Genomic DNA, 23,970 nt, shown 5'->3' on the forward strand with positions numbered 1-23,970 from the left:
GGCAAATACTTAGTTCAGATTTTTCTAAACTAATGGTTGGCACGACGATAGACTTGCGGCCATGTGCCGCACTCCTGTGGGGAGGGAGCTTGCTCTCGCTCGGCTGCGCAGCAGTCGTAAAATCGGCTGATGCGGTCCGTCTGACACTACGAGGTGAATGGTTGTAGGGCCGCTTCGCAACCCAGCGGGAGCAAGCTCCCTCGCCACAAAAGCGCAACACGCATGACCTTGCAAACGGAGCCCCCATGGCCAACGCTTTACCCGACCTGAAACTGTTACGCATCTTCGTCAGCGTGGTGCGTCATCAGGGGTTTGCCAACGCGCAGCAAGAGCTCAACCTCTCGACTTCGGCGATCAGCACCTACATGAGCCAGCTCGAAGCCGCCCTTGGCCTGGTGCTCTGCCATCGCGGTCGCGGCGGTTTCAGCCTGACCAGCAAGGGCGAGCTGTTCCATCAGGAAACCCTGCGTCTGTTGGGCGAGCTTGAAGGCTTCGAACAGTACGCGGCGGCGTTGAAGGGCGAACTGCGCGGCACTCTCAACCTCGGCGTCATCGACTCCACCGTCAGCGACAAGGCCTTGCCGTTCGCCGAAGCCATCGGCGCCTACAGCCAGGAACACCCGGCCGTGCATTTGCACCTGTCGGTCATGAGCCCCTACGAATTGCAGCTCGGCGTGCAGGACAACCGTCTCGACCTGGCCATCGGTGCGTTTTCCACGCGCATGAGCGGCCTGGTTTACATGCCGCTGTACCGCGAGCAACACTGGTTGTATTGCAGCAGCCGTCATCCGCTGTTCACCGAGCGGCGCATTCCTGAGCAAGTCATCACTCAGCAACGCATGGTCGGCCGTGGTTACTGGAGCCAGGCCGAACTGGCGCGCCACGGTTTCAAGCACAGCGCCGCCACCGTGGAAAGTATGGAGGCGCAGCTGATTCTGGTGCTGTCGGGCGCCTACATCGGTTACCTGCCGGAGCACTACGCCCAGGCTTGGGCGGACAAGGGCGATTTGCGAGTGCTGCTGCCGGCGACGTTTGGTTATCAGGCGCCGTTTTCGATGATCGTGCGTCGTGGCCGCAGCCGCGAGCCGCTGATTCAGACCTTCCGCGATCTGCTCAAAGCACAACTGAACCAGGCCTGAGAACATGTCCAGAATCCAGTGTCCACGCTGCCTGCGCCCACAAACCCATTGCCTGTGCCCGCTGATCCCTAGCCTCGACAGCCGTACCCGAGTGCTGTTGTTGCAGCATCCCAGCGAAGTGAACCATGCGCTGAACACGGCGCGACTGGCCGCGTTGGGCTTGAAGAATGCCGAGTTGATTGTCGGTGAGGTGTTTGAGGATTTGCCGGTGCTGCTGAATCCTCCGGGGTATCAGGCGCGGTTGTTGTTTCCGGCCGGCGATGCGCAGCCATTGCAGGCGTACACCACGAATGAAGAGCCGCTGTTGCTGGTCGTCCCGGACGGCACCTGGCGCAAGGCGCGCAAGATGTTGCACCTCAATCCGTTACTGGCGGCGTTGCCGAGGGTGACGTTGGTGGACGGCGGGGTGTCTCGATATCGACTGCGCAAGGCACCGGGGTCGGGGGCGTTGTCGACGGTGGAAGCGATTGTCCAGGCGTTGCAGACGCTGGAAGCGCCGAGCTCTTTTGAACCCTTGTTGAAACCGTTCGAGGCGTTGATCGAAGGCCAGATTGCCGCGATGGGGGAGGAGACTTACCAGCGTAACCACGGCAGGTGATTACTTGTGGCGAGGGAGCTTGCCCGCTGGAGTGCGAAGCGCTCCCAATTTGTCGACTCAGTACACCTGTTGCGCCTGGTTGAGTGATTTTGGGTCTGCTGCGCAGCCCAGCGGGAGCAAGCTCCCTCGCCACAGAGAATGAGTCAAACCTATCGCTCCCGCATCGCCTCGGTCCGCGCTTTCAACACCGGTTTCAACAGGTAATCCAGCACGCTTTTCTCGCCCGTGATGATATCCACCGTCGCCACCATCCCCGGAATAATCAGCAGCGGTTTCACATCGCCGCCCAAGTGATTCTTGTCGGTCCTTACCTGAATCAGATAAAAGCTGTTGCCCTTGTCATCGGTAATGGTGTCCGCACCAATCAGTTCCAGCTTGGCAGTCAACCCGCCATAAATCGTGTAGTCGTAAGCACTGAACTTGACCATCGCTTTCTGCCCCGGATGCAGGAACGCCACGTCCTGTGGCCGCACCTTGGCTTCGATCAGCAAGTTGTCTTCAATGGGGACGATCTCCACCATGTCGCTGCCCGGCTGGACCACGCCGCCGATGGTATTGACCTTCAGCACCTTGATGATTCCGTGCACCGGCGACACCACGGTGGTGCGGGTCACGCGGTCATCGATGGCGATGCTCGACGCTGTGATTTTCGACAGGTCGGTGCGTTTTTCATTCAGCTCTTTCGCCGCGTCCGAGCGGAAGGATTGCTCCGATTCATCGATCTTGCTTTTGATCTCGTTGATCGCCGATTCCGCCCGGGGAATTGCCAGCGTCGTCGCATTCAAAGAACCGCGAATTTCCACCGCGCTGCGTTTGAGCCGCAGGATTTCCACCGGTGAAACCGCCCCGGTGCCCACCAGCGGCGCGGACATGTTCATCTCTTGTTGCAGCAAGGCCAGGCTCGAACTGAACTGCCCCTGCTTGGAGCGGAATTCCGCCAGTTCCTGAGTCTTTTGCCGCAGTTGTTCGGTTAGCGTCCGTTGCTCACTGGCCAGTCGACGCTGGCGTTGTTCGTATAACGAGCGCTCGTCTTCGGCCACTTGCGGAGCCTTGGCGATCACCTCAGGCGACAGCTTGAACGGCCGGCCTTCCGCTTCGGCCGACAGACGTTCGACCTGCGCGGTCAACGCATAACGATCCGCCTCGCTCTCGCCCTTGTTCGACAGAAACCGCGTGTCATCCAGGCGCAGCAAGGTGTCGCCCTTGTTCACCATTTGCCCTTCGCGCACGAAGATCTCGGTGACGATGCCGCCCTCCAGGTTCTGGATCACCTGGACCTTGCTCGACGGGATCGCCTTGCCTTCGCCCATGGTGACTTCTTGCAGCACTGCATACTTGGCCCAGACCAGAGCGGTAATCAGCAGCGCCGCGACCAGCCACACGGTAATCCGCGACCAGCGCGGCGAATCCTGTAGCGAAGCGCCGGCGGTTTCCGGCATGAATTCGCTCTCGGCGGTTTTGCCGAAGCTGCCGAAGTAGCCTCGGTCTTGTGGCGTGTCGGATGATGAACGGGCCATGGGTAGCTCCTAGACAGCCGCAGAGCCGACACGGCCCTTGCGCAGTGCATCGATGACCGCTTCTTTCGGACCGTCGGCAACGATCCGCCCGTTATCCAGCACCAGCAGCCGATCTACCAGGCTGAGCATCGAGGTGCGGTGGGTCACCAGCAGCAAGGTCTTGCCCTGCACCCAGCCGTGGAGTTTTTGCCGCAAGACATCTTCGCTGCTGTTGTCCATGGCGCTGGTGGGTTCGTCGAGCAGCATGATCGGCGGATCCAGCAACAAGGCCCGGGCCAGCAGCACTGCCTGGCGTTGACCGCCGGACAGCAACTGCCCGCGTTCGCCCACGGGCCGGTCAAAACCTTGCGGATGCTGACGCGCCAGCTCGGTGACACCGGTCAGTTCGGCGACTTCGAGCATCCGTGAATCGCTGATGTAACGTGCGCCCAGGGTCAGGTTGTCGCGCAGGCTGCCGGCCAGCAGCGGCAGGTCATGGGCGACGTAACCGATTTGCTGGCGCAGGTCGGCGACATCGAGTTGCCGCAGGTCCAGGCCATCGAGCAGCAACTGGCCTTCTTCCGGCGCATAGAACCCCATCACCAATCGCGCCAGGGTGCTTTTACCCGAGCCGCTGCGACCGATGATGCCGATCCGTTCGCCGGGTTTGACGCTGAAACTGATGTTGGCCAGGGCAGGGGCGTTCTGGCCGTTGTAGTGGAAGGTCACGCCACTGACATCCATCGCGCCTTGCAACTGAGTGCGCTCCAGCGGCCGCTGGTGGGCGTCGCGCTCTTGCGGCAAGGACATCAGCGCATCGGTGCTTTTCATGGTCAGTTGCGCTTGCTGGTAGCGGGTGATCAAACCGGCGATCTGCCCCAAGGGTGCGAGTACGCGGCTGCCGAGCATGTAGGTCGCCACCAGCGCACCAACGCTGAGGTTGCCGGCGATGATGCTGTAGACGCCGGCGACAATGGTCGCCATGCCGGAGAATTGCTGGATGAACAGCGTGCCATTGGTGGCCAGCGCCGACAGATTGCGCGCATGGCTGTCGAGGCGGGTGAGGGCGCCGTGGGTGCTTTCCCATTTGTGCTGGCGCTCGCTTTCGGCGCTGCACGCTTTGAGGGTTTCCAGGCCGCCAAGGGTTTCGATCAGCAGGGCCTGGCGCTCGGCGCCGAGGCTCAGGCTTTTCTGCACGGTGTCGCGCAGGCGCACCTGAATGACCATCGCGAAAATGATCGTAATCGGAAACGCCAACAATGGAATCACCACCAGCCAGCCGCCGAGCAGGCCGATCACCACCAGCATCAACACGGCAAAGGGCAGGTCGATCAGGCTGGTCAGCGTGACGGCAGTGAGGAATTCACGCAGGCCCTGGAAGTCGTGGATGCTCTGGGCGAAACCGCCGATGGTCGCTGGCCGCGCTTTCATCGCCATGCCAGTGATGCGTTCGAACAAGGTCGCGGAAAGAATCACGTCGGTTTTCTTCCCGGCGGTGTCCAGCAAGTGCGCGCGCACCACCCGCAGCACCAGTTCGAAACCGGTGCCGATCAGCAAGCCGATCGACAGCACCCACAAGGTCGACGTGGCCTGGTTCGGCACCACGCGGTCGTAGGTTTGCATCACGAACAGCGGCACCATCAGCCCCAGGAGGTTGATCAGGAAACTCGCCAGAATCGCATCGCTGTACAGCCATTTCGACAGCTTCAAGGTGTCGCGAAACCACGCTTCCACACGCGGCACCAGCGGCGAGCGCAGGTCTTCGAGTTCATGGCGGGGCCGGGCGAACAAGGCCTGGCCGCTGTAATTTTCAGCCAGTTCTTCACGGCTGACCCATTGTTCGCCACCGTCCGCTTCGCTGGGCAGGATCAGCAACCGGCCGTCATCGCCATAGCGTCGCAGGATGGCGGTGCGGCCGTTGTTCAGGATCAGCATCACAGGCAGGTTGAGCGCGGAAATGTCCGCCAGTTCACGGCGCAGCACCCGCGCCTGCAAGCTGGCCCGGGCTGCTGCACGGGGCAGCAGGTCCAGGCTCAAGCGTTGTTTGTTCAGTGGCAGCCCGGCACTCAGGCTGGCGCGACTGACCGTCGCGCCGTGGAGTTTGCAGAGGATCAACAGACCGTCCAGTAGCGGGTCATCGAAGCTCAGGCGCGGATCGACACCGATGTTGCCGGGTTCCATGCTGGTCAAATTGATCGCCCCCAGTGAGCTACTTCAGTTCAGGCAAACGCGCTTCGTTTTTCACTTCGGCCTGGGCGATCGCATCGGCGGGTAGCACCACCCGTTGTTTGCTCAGCAACTGGCCCATGTTCGCCAGCACGCGGTACATCGAATACTCCTCGGTGTAGCGCACTTCGGTGTAGCGGCGATTGGCGTTGTAGAGCTCGTTTTCACTGTCGAGCAAGTCGAGCAGGGTGCGTTGGCCGAGGCCGAACTGGTCCTGATACGCCAGGCGCACACGACGGCTGGTGTCCGCGTATTCGCGGGCAGTCGGGGTTTGTTTCTTGGCATTGACCATGGCGTTCCAGGCCAGGTGGATGTTCTCGTTGAGTTGGCGCAAGGCGTTGTTGCGGATGTCCATCGCCTGGTTGATCTGATGCGCATTGGAGGCCAGGCGCGCCTTGTCGCTGCCGCCGCGGAACAGGTTGTAGTTCATCACCACGCCCACGCGCCACTCGTTGTCGTGGCCTTCATCGCCCTGCACGTTGTTGTTTGCGCCCACTGCCGCTTCGGCATCGAAACGCGGGTAGAACGGCGACTTTGAGACTTCGTACTGGCTCTCGGCCGATTGCACGTCAGCCTGGGCCGATTTCAGGTACGGGTTGTTTTCCACCATGCTCTGCTGGGCTTCCGGCAGAGAGGCAGGCAGTTCGCCGCGGATAGACGGCGGCGTTTCCAGTTCATCGGGCAGGCGCCCTACGACGGCGGCGAAATTCGACTCGGCATCCGCCAGATCGACCTCGGCGGTGTCGAGGTTGTTTTGCGCCAGTGCCCGGCGGGCGCTGGACTGGTCGGAGTCGGCGTTGCTGCCGACGCCACGCTGGGTGCGCAGGCCGATCTGGTCGTTGACCCGCAAGTGAGCCTGCAGGTTGTTCGTGGCCAGGGTCACCAGTTCACGGCGCTTGAGCACTTCGAGGTAGACCTCGATGGTGCGCAATGCCAGGTCCTGGGCGGTGCCTTGAGCGTAATAGGCCCGGGAGTTGACGACCCCTTTGGTGCGTTCGACTTCGTTCGCGGTGTTGAAACCGTCGAACAGCATCTGCCGCAGGCGCAGCTCCGATTGGGTGTAGGTGAGGATTTCGGTGTTGTGATTGCCGAACGCCCGGGTGTTGGTGTTATCGCTGTACCCGCGCCCGTAGGCGGCGTTCAGATCAACTGATGGATAAAAGCCCCCCTTGGCGACTTTGACTTGCTCATCCGCGGACAGCCGCGAGTCGACGCGCGAGGCCAGTTCCGGGTGGGTTGCGATGGTGCTCTGGATCGCCTCGGTCACTGACATGGCTTGAGCCTGGGATGTGCAGGCCATGGCCAGCAGAATTGCGCTGCAAAGGGGGGTTAAAACGCGCATGGGTACATCTCCCTGATTCCTGATGGTTCTTTATCAGTCGCCAAATATTTGACGACATTTATAGGCAAAACCGTTTCATGCTTGTAACAACGTAGCTAAGAACATTCTAGAGCGTAGCTAAGAAATTTTTTTCATAGGGGTTATTCCAAAAAAAACTTATGCGCTCTGCAAAATCCAGCACATTGTTCACTCTGAAAGCCCTTGTTTTAGAAGCTCTAGGGAGCATTCGAGGGTTTAAGGAAAGTTCCATCCACTTATCGACATAGGGCGGAGAAGTGCTGGAGGGGAGGGAAGCGAAACGGTTTTGAGGCGACAGTTTTTTGTCGCTCTACAGGTTCAAAATCGTTACGCATCGCACAAAAGGCAATGTGGCTGCGATTGGAATCCCAAGGTTGTTGATTGCATTGGGGTTTTGCCAAAAACGGACTCATTGCCCATGAGCGACATGCTTGGCGAGACTATCGCCGGGGCAGCGGTTTACTCGGATAAACGCACCCCGCAGGCGATCCGCCAGGCAACCTGCTTCAACCATGAGCACGTTCTTCGCACAAACAGGGTGCCGACAGCGGTTGGCAGCGGAGGAAATGCACATGGCAACGCTCATTGGTACCGTCAGTAAAATCATTGGTCAGGTGTTCGCGGAAAGCGGCGGTACCCGGCGTGTGCTGGCCGAGGGCGATCGATTGTTCGCCGGCGACCAATTGATCACCGGCGCCGATGGCGCGGTGGCCGTGCATCTGAAAAATGGCCAGGAACTGACCCTCGGGCGTGGCAGCAGCCTGCAAATGAACTCCCAGTTGCTTGCGAATCAAGCGGCCCATGTGGAAACCGCTGAAGCGGTGACGCCGACTCAAGCGCAACTGACCGATGTCGAGCAACTGCAAAAAGCCATCGCGGCCGGCGATGACCCGACTCAAACCGCTGAAGCCACGGCGGCCGGACCTGCTTCGACCGGCGCACCCGGCGGGGCGGCGGGCGGCGGCCACAGTTTCGTCATGCTCGAAGAAGTGGGCGGGCGGGTCGACCCCACCATTGGCTTCCCCACCGCGGGCTTTAACGGCATTCCCGAATTTCCGCTCGAACGTCTGGCCGGTGATCCGGACAACGGCGACAACGGTGCCGGTTCAGGGGGCACGGGTGTCATTCCCGTTCCTGACGCGCCGAACAACCCGGTCACCCTCGCGGGCCTGTCGGTGGCGGGCGGCGAACTGACCCTCAACGAAGCTAACCTCGCGGACGGTTCTGCCAGCAATCCTGGCGCCTTGATCCAGAACGGCACCTTCACCGTGTCTGCGCCCGACGGGCTGACCAGCTTGAGTATCGGCGGGATCAATGTGATCACGGGTGGGGTGCCTGTCGGCTTCCCGCAGTCGATCACCACGCAACTGGGCAACACCCTGACGATCACCGGCTACAACCCGGCCACCGGCGTGGTCAGTTACAGCTACACCCTGGTCGGCAACGACACCCATTCGGCCGGCGAGGGTGTCAACAACCTCAGCGAACAGTTCATCGTCGTCGCTAATGATTCCAACGGCGATACCGCCACCGGCACGTTGGACGTCAACATCACCGACGATGTGCCCAAAGCGGTCGATGACAGCAACGCCAATACCGCCTCGGAATCCCTGCTGACCCTGACCGGCAGCGTGCTGCCCAACGACTCGCAGGGGGCTGACCGCATTCCCACAGGCCCCAACAGCGGGCCGATCATCGGCGGCACCTTCACCGGGACTTACGGCACGCTGGTGCTCAATCCCAACGGCAGTTACACCTACACGCTGAACACCAGCGACGCCGATTTCAAAGCGCTGCACGGCGGCGGTAGCGGCACCGAAACCTTCACCTACACCCTGACGGATGCCGATGGCGACACCAGCACCGCCAACCTGGTGCTGCAAATCCAAAACAACGATGACCCGGTCACGATCGGCGGCCTCAACGTCGAAGGCGGCGAACTCGTCGTCTACGAGAAAAACCTCAGCGACGGCAGCAGCCCCGACGCGCCCGCGCTGACACAGAGCGGCACCTTCACCATCACCGCGCTCGACGGTGTGCAAACCCTCAGCGTCGGTGGCATCAACGTGGTGGTCGGCGGCGTGTCCGCAGGATTCCCGCAATCGATCGTCACACCACTCGGCAGCACGTTGACCATCACCGGGTTCGACAGCGCGACCGGCGTGGTCAGTTACAGCTACACCCTGGCCGATAACGAAGCGCATCCGACGGCCAACGGTGCCAACGGGATCTCCGAGCAATTCGCCGTCACCGTGGTCGATGACAACGGCACCACCGCCAACGGCAATCTCGACGTCAACATCGTCGATGACCTACCTCAGGCCGTGGATGACAGCAACGCCGGCACCGCTTCGGAAACCCTGCTGACCCTCAACGGCAATGTGCTGACCAACGACACCCAAGGCGCCGACCGCGTGACCGTCGGCGAAAATGCCGGCCCGATCACCCCCGGCACTTTCATCGGGACTTACGGCACGTTGGTGCTGAACGCCAACGGCACGTACACCTACACCCTGAACACCAGCGACGCTGACTTCAAAGCGTTGCACGGCAATGGCAGCGGCACGGAAACCTTCACCTACACCCTCACGGATGCCGATGGCGACACCAGCACCGCCAATCTGGTGCTGAACATCCAAAACAACGATGACCCGGTGACCCTCAACGGCCTCGACGTGGCCGGTGGTGAACTGACTGTCTACGAGAAAAACCTCAGCGACGGCACCAGCCCGAACGCGCCCGCGCTGACCCAGAGCGGCACCTTCACCGTGACCGCCCTCGATGGCCTGCAAACCCTGACGGTCGGCGGCATTTCGGTGGTCAGCGGTGGCGTGGCCGCAGGCTTCCCGCAATCGATCGTCACACCGCTCGGCAGCACGCTGACCATCACCGGCTACAACCCGGCCACCTGCGTCATCAGCTACAGCTACACCCTGGCGGACAACGAAACTCATCCGAATGCCAACGGTGCCAACAGCCTCACCGAGAATTTCAACGTGGTGGCGACGGACACCGACGGCAGCACAGCGTCGGGCCAGATCAACGTCAACATCGTCGACGACCTGCCCACCGCCAACCCTGATTACGCTTCGGTAGACGAGGGCGCGACCGTCTCGGGCAACGTGCTGGATAACGACATCGGCGGTGCCGATGGCCCGGCGCTCAGCGGCGCCGTGATTGGCGTGCGCGCAGGCTCGGACACCTCGACCTCGGCCATCGGTGGACTGGGCACCAACATCAACGGCACCTACGGTTACCTGACGCTGGATGCCAACGGCAATGCGACCTACCACAGCAATCCCAACGCGGTGAACGGCCCCGGCGCGACCGATGTGTTCACCTATACCGTGCGTGATGCCGATGGTGACGAAAGCACCACCACCATCACCATCGATGTGTCCAACAGCTGCATCGTCGCGTCCACCGATGCCGACGTGACCGTTTACGAAAATGCCCTCGACCTGACCAAGGACGGGCAAGACCTGGCGGCCGGCACGGTCATCGGCAGCGACCCGACCAGCACCGGCGAAACAGCCAAGGGCACGCTGGTCGGCTCGGTCACCGGTGCGATCGGCGCGATCACTTACACGCTGGTGGGCAGCGCCACGGGCAACTATGGCCAGATCCAGCTCAACCCCAACGGCACGTACACCTACACCCTGACCTCGCCTGCGACCACCACGCCGCCTGCCAACGATGGCGCGAATTCGCTGACCGAAAGTTTCACCTACCAGGCCACCGATTCCTTGGGTAACAGCACCACCAGCACCATTGTGGTGAAGATCGTCGATGACGTGCCTAAAGCCTTCAACGACAGCAACAGCGGCACAGCGTCGGAGGCCGCGCTGACGCTCAATGGCAATGTCCTGAGCAACGACGTCCAGGGCGCGGACCGTGTCGCCACCGGCCCGAACGCCGGGCCTGTGACCCCAGGCACCTTCACCGGGACTTACGGCACCCTGGTGCTCAACGCCAACGGCACGTACACCTACACGCTGAACACCAATGATGCGGACTTCAAAAACCTGCACGGCGGCGGCACCGGCACCGAAACTTTCGCCTACACCATTACCGATGCCGACGGCGATACCAGCACCGCCAACCTGGTGCTGAACATCCAGAACAACAACGACCCGGTCACGCTCAACGGCCTCGATGTGTACGGCGGTGAACTGACCGTCTACGAGAAAAACCTCAGCGACGGCACCACCCCGAACGCGCCCGCCCTGACCCAGAGCGGCACCTTCACCGTGACCGCGCTGGACGGCCTGCAAACCCTGACCGTCGGCGGCATTGCTCTGGTCACTGGCGGTGTGGCGGCAGGCTTCCCGCAATCGATCGTCACACCGCTGGGCAGCACGCTGACCATCACCGGCTACAACCCGGCCACCGGCGTGGTCAGTTACAGCTACACCCTGGCGGACAACGAAACTCATCCGAACGCCAACGGCGCCAACAGCATCACCGAGAACTTCAACGTGGTGGCGACGGACACCGACGGCAGCACCGCGACGGGTCAGATCAACGTCAACATCGTCGATGATTTGCCGACGGCCAAAGCGGACACGGCGAGCGTGGTCGAAGGCGGCACGGTCAGCGGCAACGTGCTGGACAACGACATCGGCGGTGCAGATGGCCCGGCACTCAGCGGCGCAGTGATTGGCGTGCGCGCAGGCTCGGACACTTCGTCCTCGGCCATCGGCGGCCTGGGCACGAACATCAATGGCACCTACGGTTACCTGACGCTGGATGCCAACGGCAACGCGGTCTATCACAGCAATCCCAACGCCGTGAGCGGTGCCGGCGCCACCGACACGTTTACCTACACCGTGCGCGATGCCGACGGCGATGAAAGCACCACCACCATCACCATCGACGTCTACAACAGTTGCATCAAAGCGGTCAGCGACACCGATGTCACCGTCTATGAGAAAGCGCTGGACCTGACCAAGGACGGGCTGGACCTGGCGGCCGGTACTGTCACGGGCAGCGAGCCCGGCAACACCGGCGAAACGGCCAGCGGCACCCTGGTCGGCTCCGTTACTGGCGCGAGTGGCGCCATCACCTACACCCTGGTCGGCAGCGCCACCGGGGCCTATGGGCAAATGCTGCTCAACCCCAATGGCACCTACACCTACACCCTGACGTCGGCGCCGAAAACCTCGCCGAACACCAACGACGGCCCGAATACCCTGACCGAAAGCTTCACCTACAAAGCCACCGATGCGCTGGGCAACAGCACCACCAGCACCATCGTGGTGAACATCGTCGATGACGTGCCCAAGGTCGTCGGCGCGGAGCGTTCGGTGGCGGCTGTGGAGATCGATTCCAACCTGCTGCTGGTGATTGACGTCTCCGGCAGCATGGTCGACCCCTCCGGTGTACCGGGGCTATCGCGCCTCGAACTGGCCAAGCAGGCGATCAGTGCCTTGCTCGACAAATACGACGACCTGGGCGATGTGAAAGTGCAGATCGTCACCTTCAGCAGCAACGCCACCGACAAGACATCGATCTGGGTGGATGTGGCGACCGCCAAGTCGATCATCTCCGGCCTGACTGCCGGCGGTGGCACCAACTACGACGCCGCTGTCGCGACGATGCAAACGGCGTTCAACACCTCGGGCAAACTGACCGGGGCGCAGAACGTCGGCTACTTCTTCTCCGACGGCAAACCCAACGAAGGCGACATCGGCAGCGCAGATGAGGCCGCGCTCAAAGCCTTCCTCGACGCCAACAGCATCAAGAACTACGCGATCGGCCTGGGCAGCGGCGTGAGCAACGCCTACCTCGATCCGCTGGCTTATGACGGCAGCACCCACACCAACACCAACGCGGTGGTGGTGACCGATCTCAACCAGCTCAACTCGGTGCTTTCGGGCACGGTGGTCGGCGCGCCGGTGACGGGCACCTTGCTGGAGGGCGGTACGTTCGGCGCCGATGGCGGCTTCATCAAAACCCTCGTGGTCGACGGCACGACGTACACCTATGACCCTAAAGGCAACAGCAATCAGGGTTCGTTGAACTTCAGTGGCGGCGCCAACCACGGCACCTTCAACACGGTGAACAACAGCATCAGCATCGCCACCAATAATGGCGGCACCCTGGTGGTGAACCTCGACACTGGCGAGTACACCTACACCTCGCAAAAAACCACGGCAGTGGTGATTACCGAAAACATCGGCTTCACCGCCAGCGACAACGACGGCGACCTGGCCAGCTCCACGCTGACGGTCAAAGTCATCCCGAACGCGGCGCCGGTGGCGGTCGATGACCACATCATCACCAACGTGCTCTCGGGCAACATCGTGGTGCCGGGCGAGTTGCTGCTGGCCAACGACAGCGATGCCGATGGCGATCCGCTGACGGCTTCACCCACCAACTTCAACACCGGCTGGATTTCCAAAGGCGCCGACTTCACCGGCACCGGGGCGATCAGCTTCTCCTCGACCGGCAACAACAACGCCAACCAGGTCCTGGCGAACGTGCGCAACGCCTTTGCGGCGAACGCGACGACCATGACGGCGGTGCTGGTGGTCAGTGGATATCTGGGCGGGGTAACCGCCGGCAACGCCAATGATGAGGACCGGATCACCGTCAACCTCAAACAAGGCGAAACCCTCAACCTGGACCACAATCTGGCGGGCGGTCACATCGCCATGGAGTACTCGCTCAACGGCGGTGCATGGATCGCCCTCGCGGACGGGCAAACCCTCACCGCGGCGGCGGACGGGACCTATCAGATCCACGTCACCAACATCACCAACACCAGCGGCAGCGGCGTGAACAACGCGGAATACTACAAGCTGACCATGACCCTCGATTACGCCGGGGGCCACGACATCGCCCCGGATGCCCACGGCACCTACACCGCCAACGACAACCACGGCGGCAGCGACAGCGCGGGCGTGACCATCAGTTATCAGGACGGACATACCCTCACCGGCACGGCCGGCGACGATGTGCTGGTGGCGGGCACCGGCAACAACGTCCTCAATGCCGGCGACGGCAACGATGTGCTCACCGCTGGCTCCGGCAACAACGAACTGCATGGCGGCGCTGGCAATGATTTGCTGTTCAGCGGCACCGGCAACGACCTGCTCGACGGCGGCACCGGCACCGACACCGTGAGTTACGCCCACGCCACCGCCGGGGTCACGGTCGACCTGAGCGTGGCCACCGCGCAAAACACCGGCGGCGCCGGCACCGACACGTTGACCGCCATCGAAAACCTCACCGGCTCCAACTTCAACGACTCGCTCACGGGCGACAACCTGAGCAACGTCATCACCGGCGGTTTGGGCGATGACATCCTCAAGGGCGGCGGCGGTGACGACTTCCTGATCGGCGGCTTGGGCAACAACACCCTGACCGGCGGGGCAGGGGCCGACACCTTCCAGTGGCTCAAAGGCAACAGCGGCCACGACCTCGTCACCGACTTCACCCCAGGCACCGACAAACTCGACTTGTCGCAACTGCTGCAAGGCGAAAACGGCACCGCAGCATCGCTGGATGACTATCTGCACTTCAAAGTCATCGGCAGCGGCGCCTCGGTCCTGACCAGCATCGACGTCAGCGCCATGGCCGGCGCGGCACCGAACCAGACCATCGACCTGGCCGGCGTCAACCTGGCCAGCCACTACGGCGTCACGCCCGGAGCGGGCGGCGTGGTGGCGGGCGGGCACGATACCGCGACCATCATCAATGGCATGTTGAATGACCATTCGTTGAAGGTGGATACCGTGTGATCTGAAGGCTGACCTCTGAAACGACAAAACCCGCCATTCCTGGGTAAGGAATGGCGGGTTTTTGTTGTCTGTAAGATCGCTTTCGTCGGATCGCCGCCCGGAACAAGCCCGCTCCGACACTTTGATCTTCAGTGAACACAAAACAGGCGAACAACCCAGATCAACTGTAGGAGCGAGGCTGCTCGCGAAGAGGCCCAAAAGACCGCCACAAAACTCACAGCCTGACACGCTGTTGTGGCGAGGGAGCTTGCTCCCGCTGGCTTGCGAAGCAGCCCCAAAACCATTCGCCGCGATTGTGTCTGATAAACAGCGTTTCGCTGGTTTTACGACTGCTGCGCAGCCGAGCGGGAGCAAGCTCCCTCGCCACAGGAAAGTGTTCGCACCAGGATTTTCGCTAACCCTGCGGAACGAAGTTATCCAGCATCCGATTCACCGCCAATTCCCCCAGCATCACCACCTGCTGAATCCCCAACACCGTGTTGCGATGCGAACCTTCCATCAACCCCGCGAAATTACTCAGCATCACACTTGCCGACGCCAGGGTTTCGCAGGCGTTGACCAGCAGGGTCTCGTCGTTGGTGTCGGGGTCGATGGAGTAAATCGTGCTCGGTTTACGCGGAGTGTCTGTGGGGATGACCGGTTTGAGGTAGTAGTCGAGGGCGCGGTCGGCGGCTTCGTTGAGTTTTTTGGAATCGGTGGATTCGTAGGGGGAAACGTCGTCGGTTTCGGGAGGGTTGGGTGTGATCTTGAACATGGTGAAACTCCTTGATGATTGGAGTCGTCACCCCTCGCTGCTAAACGGAAAGGGTGGCGGCTGTGCGCGGGTTAGCAGACCAGGCATCAAGGAACCCGGCGCACCGAAGTGCCCCACGCACAGTCACCAAAACGCCAATCAGGAGGCAAAAAAGCCGACTGATCAAGAGGTGACATTGCGTGCCTTGATATTGACCGAGCTGCTAAACCCGATCGCTGCATTTGCAACGACACGGAAACGATAGAGCGAGGGGACAAGGCACACAAGCCGGCGGATTCTGGCGCAGTCGTAGGCAGCTACGCAAGGATGTGTAGGCAGAGTGAGTGTCTTGAAATGTCTTTTAAACACCGCCGTTTATTTCCTCCTCCAAATAAATAGCGGCGCCCCCCCTACGAGGTGTCAATCGCCGACGAACGGTAGCGAAACCTGTTATTTCTGACAGTAGCCAGTCTGTGCGCAGTGCCGTTAAATCACTTCAGAGCAACAAATACCTGACACGCTGAATACGTACTGAGCGTGAGAGAACGTCGACAAAGTCTTAAGAGGAAGTCAGCAATGCCGATTTCTCAAAACCGGGCTGATCCAACGGATCCAACCCTGGAACAACCGAGGGTGCCTGCCATCCTCAAGGACGAGAACGGCGAAGAGAGTCCGGAGGGGCTGTTGCCGAGAAGTGCAGTGAGTGATGACCTGGTCGTCATCGTTCCGAACTGGAGAACGGCACTCGTCGATCCGTTTCCCTACATCATCTCTATCAGTTGGGTAAAGGAAGGCAGTTCGTTCACCGAAGTGTACAGGGAGGAGTTCACCGACCCAGGGGAGAAGACCTTGAAAGTCCCTCGGGACAAGCTGGATCACGGTATTTATTCCCTGTCGTACCAACTCAGTTACGGCGGGAACGCAGAACTGTCCTTCTCCAAGCGCGTCACGGTCGATAGAGTGCCGCCGGATGATGGTCAGGAGCCAAAGCCGCTGGTGATGCTGGATGTTCCCGGCGATATCACCGATGACTACCTCACACGATTTGGAGAGGTCAGATTACAAGTCCCGCTCTATGTCGATTTAAAGGCCCGGGATCGCGCAATCTATTATTTGACGGACAACCCCAATCCTCTGGATACCGAATCTGGCATTCGTGAGCAGGAGTTCAGTCAACAGGACATTGACCAGCGTCGTCTCATCATTACCGTGTACGCGGCGGATATTCGTGGTCGTGGGCACGGTCAACGCTACTTTTATTACCGGCTACGTGATTGGGCCGGCAACCGTGGGCCACGCTCGACCCTGTTACCGGTTTTTGTCGACTTGACGCCGGCCCCTGGCAATCTCGATCCAGCTCGGGTGCCATTGTCGGTGCGAGGGTTGATCGACCGCGAACACGCTCGCGAAGGGGCGGTCGATCAGAAAGCGGTCACCGTCGAAATCGATGCCTATGACAATCCGGACGCCTCCGACAAAGTTCTGATCCAGTGGAATAGTCATGCTCTCGCCCCCCTGGACGTTGACCCAACCCAATTTCCGCTCAGCCAAACTGTACCGTGGTCGACACTGACGGCTGACGGGCTCGGGCCGATGGATGCGCGTGTTGACTACCGCATCAGTCGTGGCGGGACACCGACGCCGCCTGCTCCAGAAACGCAGGTGCCGGTCAATTTGACGGTCGCCGGTCCGGATCACGCTGACGCTCCCGCGATGTTGAACCTCACGCTGGCGAATCTGGAGATCTATGGCGCTGTTTCGAAACAACTGAACACGCTGCAGACGATAGATCATGGTCAGCCCGCCGACGGGTACTTGCGCTTGTACGACAATCCACAGCCTGGAGAAAAGATCTTCCTGTACTGGGGCGCCATCAGCACGCCAGTCGCTGAGTACGAGGTCAAGGATGGCGACAGCGCCGGGCAAAATATTGAGTTCAGTATTCCTTGGACGGCTATCGAGCAAGACATGGAAAATCCGGCGTTACCGGTGTGGTACACCACCGACAACCAGGTAAACGTGCAGTTGGCCCGAGCGACTCCGGTAAACGTGGCAATCATCATCATCAGGAATTTGCCGGAGCCGACGTTCCCTGATGGCGGGCTAAAAGGCCTGCTTGATTGCTGTGCCAGACCTCGATTGTGGGAGCAGGTGCGGGTGCATATCGAGGGTAACGACGCGTTCGACAAAGACGATATTGTCGAGCTTCATTGGCAAGGGTGTTACGGCCCCAATGGCACATCCCCCATCCCGGGGGTCACTGAGTCATTTGAAACAACACTCAGTCTTGAGCAGGCACGCAATGGTTTTGATATATCGGTGACAGACTATGAAAGGTTAGTTGCGCCGATGGTTGATCGCGGATCAGCACTTTGCCGATATTTTTTGAGAAAGAGCAACGGCGGACAAGGTGAGTCGAAGTCTGAGTTTGTGATTATCAATAGAACGATGCCCAGTGGTCAATTGTGCGGGCCGAATAATGATATTTGCGAAGAATCATTCGTGAGTGACGTGCCTAAACATTGATCGATTAAAAGAGCGCAATACTGTCCGCTGTTTAAGTCGGATTATCAGAATTAAAGTCCGCGCGTGGGTGGTCAGTTTCCAAGTGTCCTGACGGGGGCTGGTAGTGTCCTTTGTCAGATAATCAAGCAATTGAAAGGAAGATACAGATGACCAGTTTCAAACCATTGGATCCCGCACAGAATCGCGCGCGTTATCTTGTCGTTCGGCAGAGTATGCCTACAGAGGACGCAGCGCCCCCCTACCTGCACGCTGATAATCCCCTGTTGCCCGATACCGCGGACGATTTGCCAAATCAGTTGCATTCCAGTCTTCAAGGCGCACAGCTAAAAGTGCTGATCCCCCGATTTGCTCAGGCGGGCGATGAAAACGCTATACCAGGGTTTTTGAACTTGACCTGGAATGGCAGTCGTGTTGGTACCCGATATGATTATGAGACTCCAATTGATCCCGCCATCACTGCGTTTGAATTGCTGTTGCCAGCAGGTCTCACTAATGCATCGGGATCGCATGAGTTAAGTTATATACTGAGTCATGGTGGCAATCCTGATGAAGTTGCGCACGAGGTAATTAATATCGATACGCAGGCTCCCTTGCCGAACGGTGAGGTGACCCTTCCTGCAGAAGTTGAGCGAGACGGCATTACCAAACCTTACCTGGATGCCAACGGTTTTGTTCTTGTTACCGTCCCTCAATACGCCACAAAAAAATCGGGGATGTAATCGAAGCTTTCTTTGGCATATCTTTGCCAGGAGCTATTTCGATAGGGAATGTGACTGTTACAGATACCGCCGTGCCGGTGACTTTCAACTTGACTGCTGCCCAGGTTGGCACCGAAGAGGGTGAAAAAGAACTCTGGTATACGTTGATGGATCGGAAAGGTAATAAGAGTCTCCCCTCAGCGTACAAGAAAACGAACGTATCGCTGACGGATCCGCCAGAGGGATTATTGCCACCCAACATTCCGCTGTTTGATGATGATACGCTACCTAAACTGGTGGATCTGGCCGATGCGCGGATGCCTTTGGGCATCGGGATATTGGCTGAGTACGATAATTACATCGCGGATCGTGATGAGATCGAAGTGACGGTAGATGGCATTCTATTGCCCGCACAGCGGATCAACGGCTTTCCCTTCTACGTGAATGTTCCCTATAGCGCGCTGGCTAAAGATAGCCTTGGCGAAAAAACAATAACAACCAGTTATCAGATAAAGCGCGGCACGGTTCGTCACCCATTAACGCCACTTACAAAAAATATTGTTGTCGACCTCCGCAGACCGGGGCCCGGTGAAGGGGAGGAGAATCCCAATCCGGACCTTGATCTGGTGACTGTTCAAGGACAAGGAGGTAATGGCCCGAATGTACTGACAGAAGACGACAAAGATCAGACGGTTTCAGTCACTGCGCAGGTTTTTGATGGCGTCAAGGACGGAGACGTTGCGACACTGATCTGGAAGGGTGTTGAGGTGACAGCAGCACAGGGCGGCGTCATTGAACTGGATGGAACGGAAACGGATGATTTGGAATGGACTGTTGAGTGGGAAGTTGTGGATGAAGGAGGAAATGGCAATCCGCTTCCGGTAAGTTACAAACTAACCAATCCGGACCTTAACGAAAATGAGGAGTTTTCGTTGCCTCAGGACGTTGATGTTTATATTCGTCCGGGTGTTGCGCCCGAAGTAAGGTTTCAACATATGGATCCAGATTTGACTCTACTCAATTGCCAATCTTTGCGAGCCGATGCAGTGCTTGGCAAATGTGCTGAAGCACTGGTCGCAGGTGGAGAGCCGGAATTGAAGGGGAAAACATTGGCCTGTACTTATCAAGGGTATAGCGATTCTGCGGGGACTACAGTAAAGCCGGGTACCAAGTACGAATTTAACTATTCTCCGAGCGATCAGGAGGTTGACGACGGTTTTATTATAAAAGTCCGCTACCAGGAGCTTCTTGCAACACAGAGCGCATGGGGGGAAATCAGTTACGTCGTCGAGATCGATGGGCGGGACGTAACTTCCAGTCACTTCGTTAGAGTGCATATGGTAGGGGGGACTGGAACGCCTTGTCCGATTTAAGTGAAAAAGCCCGGAAGGTGTAAAAACCTTCCGGTTTTTTTTAGTGAGGGAAGTTATGGAAATATTCGCTATGTGATTTCGGATATTTCCTACATTTTTTTAGGGGGCGTTCCTTTACCTTCCGCGCTCAATTTTTTCACGCAAATGTATTTGCGCACTTTTTATTATGAGTTGGAGGTGGATAAATTATGAAAGTATTTGGCGAGCTCCCCGTCAGGGTTATTCGAAAACGCGCGCTGGGCGTACTGGTGTTCATGCCGGTCTTTTCTTTGTCCGGCACGGGTGCACAGGCGGCAACCATCGTCGACGGAACGACACTGGATATCGACTCATCGACAACGTCGATCGACTATCTGGTGCGTAACAATGGCGTGTTGAACGTCAATGGCGCCAGTACCCGATCGATCACTGTGCAATCTGGCTCAACGTTGAATATCAACGGCGCGAGCATTGTCGGCAGTAGCGGCGCTGAAGGCGTTGTAGTCACCAGCAGTCGAGGCACTATCGATCGGGCCAATGTGACCAGCGAAGACATCGGGCTGGCCGTAAACCGTTCCAGTGTCGCGGCCGGCGGATCGGACGTGACCGTTTCCAATAGCCAGATCAAGGGTGAAGTAGCTGGTGCCCAGGTCACGGGGCTGAGCAAATTGTCGTTGATCAATACGCAAGTCACCGGCTCGGCAGGCGACGGCATTGGTGTGAACATTCTGGGCGGTGAAGTGGATGCCTCTGCCGGGACGCATATCACCGGGCAGGCGACAGGTGTGCGGATGGTCAACGATTCCGCCAATGTAGGTGCTCGTGCCCTTACACTGGATAATGCCATCGTACAGGGTGTCAACGGCTCCGCGGTTCTGGTCGAGAGAGGCACAAATGCCACTATCCGTCTCTCGAACGGTGCCAGTCTGCTTGCCGGAAACAACATCCTGCTTGATGTGCAAGGCGCCTCTACCGCCGCCATGACCGTCGCCAACAGTGCGCTTCAAGGCAACGTGAATATAGATGGCAGCAGCGTAGCGAACCTCACCTTCGATCAGGGCCATTTCACCGGTGATGTCGTGCTCGTCGATGACGCCTCCTCGGCCACGGTCAACCTGCAAAACAATTCACGGTTCACCGGCAGCCTGGATAAGGTCGACGGTGTGACCATCAACAGCGGCTCCAACTGGACCCTGACCCGCAACGACACCGTCGGCGCATTGGCCATGAATGGCGGTACAGTCAGCTTCGGTTCGCCCGATGCCCCGGACACGTTCTACCAGTTGAACGTCGGAACACTTGCGGCCTCAGGCACCGGCGCCAATGTATTTGCGATGAAAGGCAACTTTGCCACCGGCCATCACGATTTCCTGAACGTGACCGGTGTGGCCACTGGGCAGTTCGGTCTGTTGGTTGCGGCCTCTGGGCTGGATGCCGTGTCTCCCGGGCAATTGAACCTCGTGCATACGGCGGCGGGTGATGCGCAATTCTCGCTGATCAGTGGCAGGGCGGACCTGGGAACCTGGTCCTATTCGCTGAAAAGCACGATGGACGAAAGCGGGGCCACCGACTGGTATCTGGACCCTGCTACCGAAACCGTCAGCCCGGGCGCGCGTTCGGTATTGGCCCTGTTCAATACAGCGATCACTGTGGCCACCGGCGAAGACGCATCCCTACGCAGTCGCATGGGTGAGCTTCGATTCAACGGCGGCAAGTCGGGTGCCTGGGTGCGTACTTACGGCAGCCAATACAATGTGGCTGACGGCTCGGGTGTGGCTTATCAGCAAACCCAGCAAGGTTTTTCCCTGGGCGCTGATGCGAGACTGGGTGAGAGCCAATGGTTTATGGGGGTGATGGCGGGGTACAGCAACTCCAGGCTGAATCTTGATTACGGCACTTCCGGCACCGTCGACAGCTACTACGTCGGGCCTTACGCAACTTGGCTCGATGCCGATTCCGGTTACTACTTCGATGCCGCGCTCAAGTTCAACCACTTCCGCAACGAGTCAAAAGTCGGCCTGAGCGACGGTTCCCGTGCCAAAGGCGACTACGACAACTCCGGCCTCGGCGGCTGGGCCGAATTCGGCCGACACATCAAGTTCGGCGATGGCTACTTCATCGAACCGTTTACCCGATTCTCGTCCGTCGTGATCCAGGGCAAGCATTACAACCTGGACAACGGCATGGACGCCGACGGTGATCGGGCCCGCTCGATGCTGGGCAAGGTCGGCAGCACCTTCGGGCGCAATTTCGACTTCGGCAGCGGCAAGGTGGTACAGCCTTATATCAGTGCCGCGGCGGGTTACGAGTTCGCCAAAAATAACAAAGTGCAAGTGAACAACAATGTGTTTAACAACGACCTGTCGGGCTACCGTACCGATTTCGGGGCGGGGTTGGCAGTGGCTTTCTCCGAGGGGATGCAGGCGCACGTTGATTTTGATTATGAAAAGGGCGAGCACATTGAGAAGCCGTGGGGGGTTAACTTTGGGGTGAGGGTTAACTGGTAAGGGAATAGTAGTCTTGCAAGACTGAAACGCCGCTTCTCCTATTGGGTAAGCGGCGTTTTTTATTGACCCGTCTGACCGGCAATCACCTGTCTCGGCAACCACGAATCTCCATCCTCAATCCGCTTCACCTTCAGCAACAACGGTAGCGCCAGGGTAATCGACTGCCCGCCCCGCACCAGCTTCCATCGTAACTGCGCACCTTGTCATGCCACACCCCGAGAAGCGCCGCCCGATGGTTCGAGTCGAGTGGTGACTCCGGAAACGGCGGTGACCCGACACAGCGTTCATCAGGACCAGTCGCGCCTGATCCTGGTTAAGTTCACATCAGTCATGCAGGTGAAGGCGCGTAAATAGATTCGGCGCTTTAACTAGTCTTTAATCACGATTGTGGAAATAAATATTTCCCCTTCGCTTATCACATTCAAAACCTTATTCGCTCTCCCATGATGGAAGAAGTTAATGAGGTGCGCTTTTGTACTCGTCAGGTTTATAAGACTATAAAGGTTGAATACACCATGCCCCGAATCGCCAGCGTTGGTCGACGTCGGATGCGCAACGTTGATCCATATGATCTATATTGTAGAAAGCGTATGTTTGATAACCCTGAACCGGAAGGCATCCACCCACTTCACAAAGCCAATAATTTCGGGCGGTAGGTAATTTTTGGCCATACACTCGTTGCATGTCATTGAGGGCTTGGCCAGCCGGCAATGCATTGCCGAAGGAGCTCATCCAGGAAACGGCCTGAGCGTGCGTTAAATATGAATCATTAGATCGCAGTTGATATATGTTTCTCACTGATATTGGATAACTTACCAATTGAAGCGATGCGTCTCGAACGAAAATTGTGGCATTGCCGATACTGTTGCCAGTGACTTTGCCCGTTTGTGTCACGGAGGCAACGGCCTCATTACTTGAATAATAATAATAGGGAGTCTTTCCACCTTGAGCCAGGCGAACATCAGTATTGCCAATAGAATCTTGTCCAGTTTTCGGCCAATTTGGGATTTTTACTGAGAGCCCATTTAGGTTCATCTGACTAGTATTAATTGTTAATGGTGTTGCTACTGTGAGGCTACGCGCTGGCGTGGAGGACTGTCCACTGCCATACAACGCTTTAGCGGTGAAGCTGTGAGACGCCACACTCAACCCTGTCACCAGCAAGTACCAGATTCCCGTCGTTGTACTGGCGGTGGGCTCCCCCTTCGATATGGTGCCGTCGAGTACCTGGACCTTCTGACCTTTGCTGGCCGTGCCGGTCAGCGACACACTGGTCTCCAATGTTGTACCGCCATTGGGAATTTCGACCCCGCTTGGCGAGCCTTTGACTGAATCAATGGTCGGTTTGACCTCCACCGCCACGGTAAACGTGAACGGTGGAGCGGACTCTTCGCCTTCGCCATACAGCGCCAGCGCCTTGAGGCTGTAAGCCTTGACGGTCAATGCACTTACCACCTGAGTCCAGACACCCGAACCATTGGCGGTAGGTTCCCCCAGTGACGTGGTGCCATCAAGCAAGCGGACTTTCTGGTTGGGACTGGCCTTGCCAGTGACGGTCACCGACCGGTCGAAGGTGATGCCACCCTGGGC

At 58.8% G+C, this 23,970-nt stretch carries 12 protein-coding genes; 7 read left to right on the top strand and 5 right to left on the bottom strand.

Translation table 11 applies throughout. The features are described 5' to 3' along the window. The first annotated feature begins 245 nt into the window (after positions 1–245). Positions 246–1,139 carry a LysR family transcriptional regulator gene (locus tag AC1ROI_RS15620; protein WP_007945995.1) on the top strand — a complete coding sequence of 298 codons (894 nt, stop codon included), beginning with the start codon at positions 246–248 and terminating at the stop codon, positions 1,137–1,139. A 4-nt stretch (positions 1,140–1,143) separates the two neighbouring features. Next, entirely contained in the window at positions 1,144–1,737 is a 594-nt protein-coding gene (locus tag AC1ROI_RS15625) for a tRNA-uridine aminocarboxypropyltransferase (RefSeq protein ID WP_102594253.1), read from the top strand. A 149-nt stretch (positions 1,738–1,886) separates the two neighbouring features. Here the strand turns inward: AC1ROI_RS15625 and AC1ROI_RS15630 are convergent, their stop codons facing one another. Genes AC1ROI_RS15630 through AC1ROI_RS15640 form a run of 3 tightly spaced genes read right to left on the bottom strand, consistent with a single transcriptional unit; the run spans position 1,887 to position 6,801 of the window. Continuing rightward, the gene (locus AC1ROI_RS15630; protein WP_102594254.1) at positions 1,887–3,254 is read right to left on the bottom strand and encodes an HlyD family type I secretion periplasmic adaptor subunit; all 1,368 of its coding nucleotides are present in this window, start codon (positions 3,252–3,254) and stop codon (positions 1,887–1,889) included. A 9-nt stretch (positions 3,255–3,263) separates the two neighbouring features. Beyond that, positions 3,264–5,423, bottom strand: coding sequence for a type I secretion system permease/ATPase (locus AC1ROI_RS15635; protein WP_083374772.1), 2,160 nt, complete (start codon positions 5,421–5,423; stop codon positions 3,264–3,266). Between the two features lie 19 nt (positions 5,424–5,442). Then, complete coding sequence (locus AC1ROI_RS15640) at positions 5,443–6,801, bottom strand: TolC family outer membrane protein (protein ID WP_010461997.1); 1,359 nt, start codon at positions 6,799–6,801, stop codon at positions 5,443–5,445. Between the two features lie 590 nt (positions 6,802–7,391). Between AC1ROI_RS15640 and AC1ROI_RS15645 the strand changes: the two genes are divergently transcribed. Then, a complete protein-coding gene (locus AC1ROI_RS15645; protein ID WP_102594255.1) occupies positions 7,392–14,564 on the top strand; it encodes a retention module-containing protein in 7,173 nt (2,390 codons plus the stop codon). 394 nt (positions 14,565–14,958) lie between these two features. On the opposite strand, the gene AC1ROI_RS15650 is transcribed toward AC1ROI_RS15645, so the two are convergent. After that, a complete protein-coding gene (locus tag AC1ROI_RS15650; protein WP_102594256.1) occupies positions 14,959–15,318 on the bottom strand; it encodes a DUF6124 family protein in 360 nt (119 codons plus the stop codon). A gap of 555 nt (positions 15,319–15,873) precedes the next feature. Between AC1ROI_RS15650 and AC1ROI_RS15655 the strand changes: the two genes are divergently transcribed. From AC1ROI_RS15655 to AC1ROI_RS15670, 4 genes are all read left to right on the top strand, one after another. Beyond that, a complete protein-coding gene (locus AC1ROI_RS15655; RefSeq protein WP_077749128.1) occupies positions 15,874–17,823 on the top strand; it encodes a hypothetical protein in 1,950 nt (649 codons plus the stop codon). Positions 17,824–17,969: 146 nt separating this feature from the next. Next, complete coding sequence (locus AC1ROI_RS15660) at positions 17,970–18,542, top strand: hypothetical protein (RefSeq protein ID WP_256580150.1); 573 nt, start codon at positions 17,970–17,972, stop codon at positions 18,540–18,542. A gap of 50 nt (positions 18,543–18,592) precedes the next feature. Further along, complete coding sequence (locus AC1ROI_RS15665) at positions 18,593–19,894, top strand: hypothetical protein (protein ID WP_256580151.1); 1,302 nt, start codon at positions 18,593–18,595, stop codon at positions 19,892–19,894. Positions 19,895–20,082: 188 nt separating this feature from the next. Then, positions 20,083–22,380: an autotransporter outer membrane beta-barrel domain-containing protein gene (locus AC1ROI_RS15670; protein ID WP_102594257.1), complete on the top strand. Its 2,298-nt coding sequence runs from the start codon at positions 20,083–20,085 to the stop codon at positions 22,378–22,380. 495 nt (positions 22,381–22,875) lie between these two features. Here the strand turns inward: AC1ROI_RS15670 and AC1ROI_RS15675 are convergent. Further along, the coding region (locus AC1ROI_RS15675) for an immunoglobulin-like domain-containing protein (protein ID WP_492573980.1) at positions 22,876–23,970 on the bottom strand (1,095 nt) is incomplete at its 5' end.

The sequence above is a fragment of the Pseudomonas sp. GW823-FHT02C02 genome, from assembly GCF_058797635.1.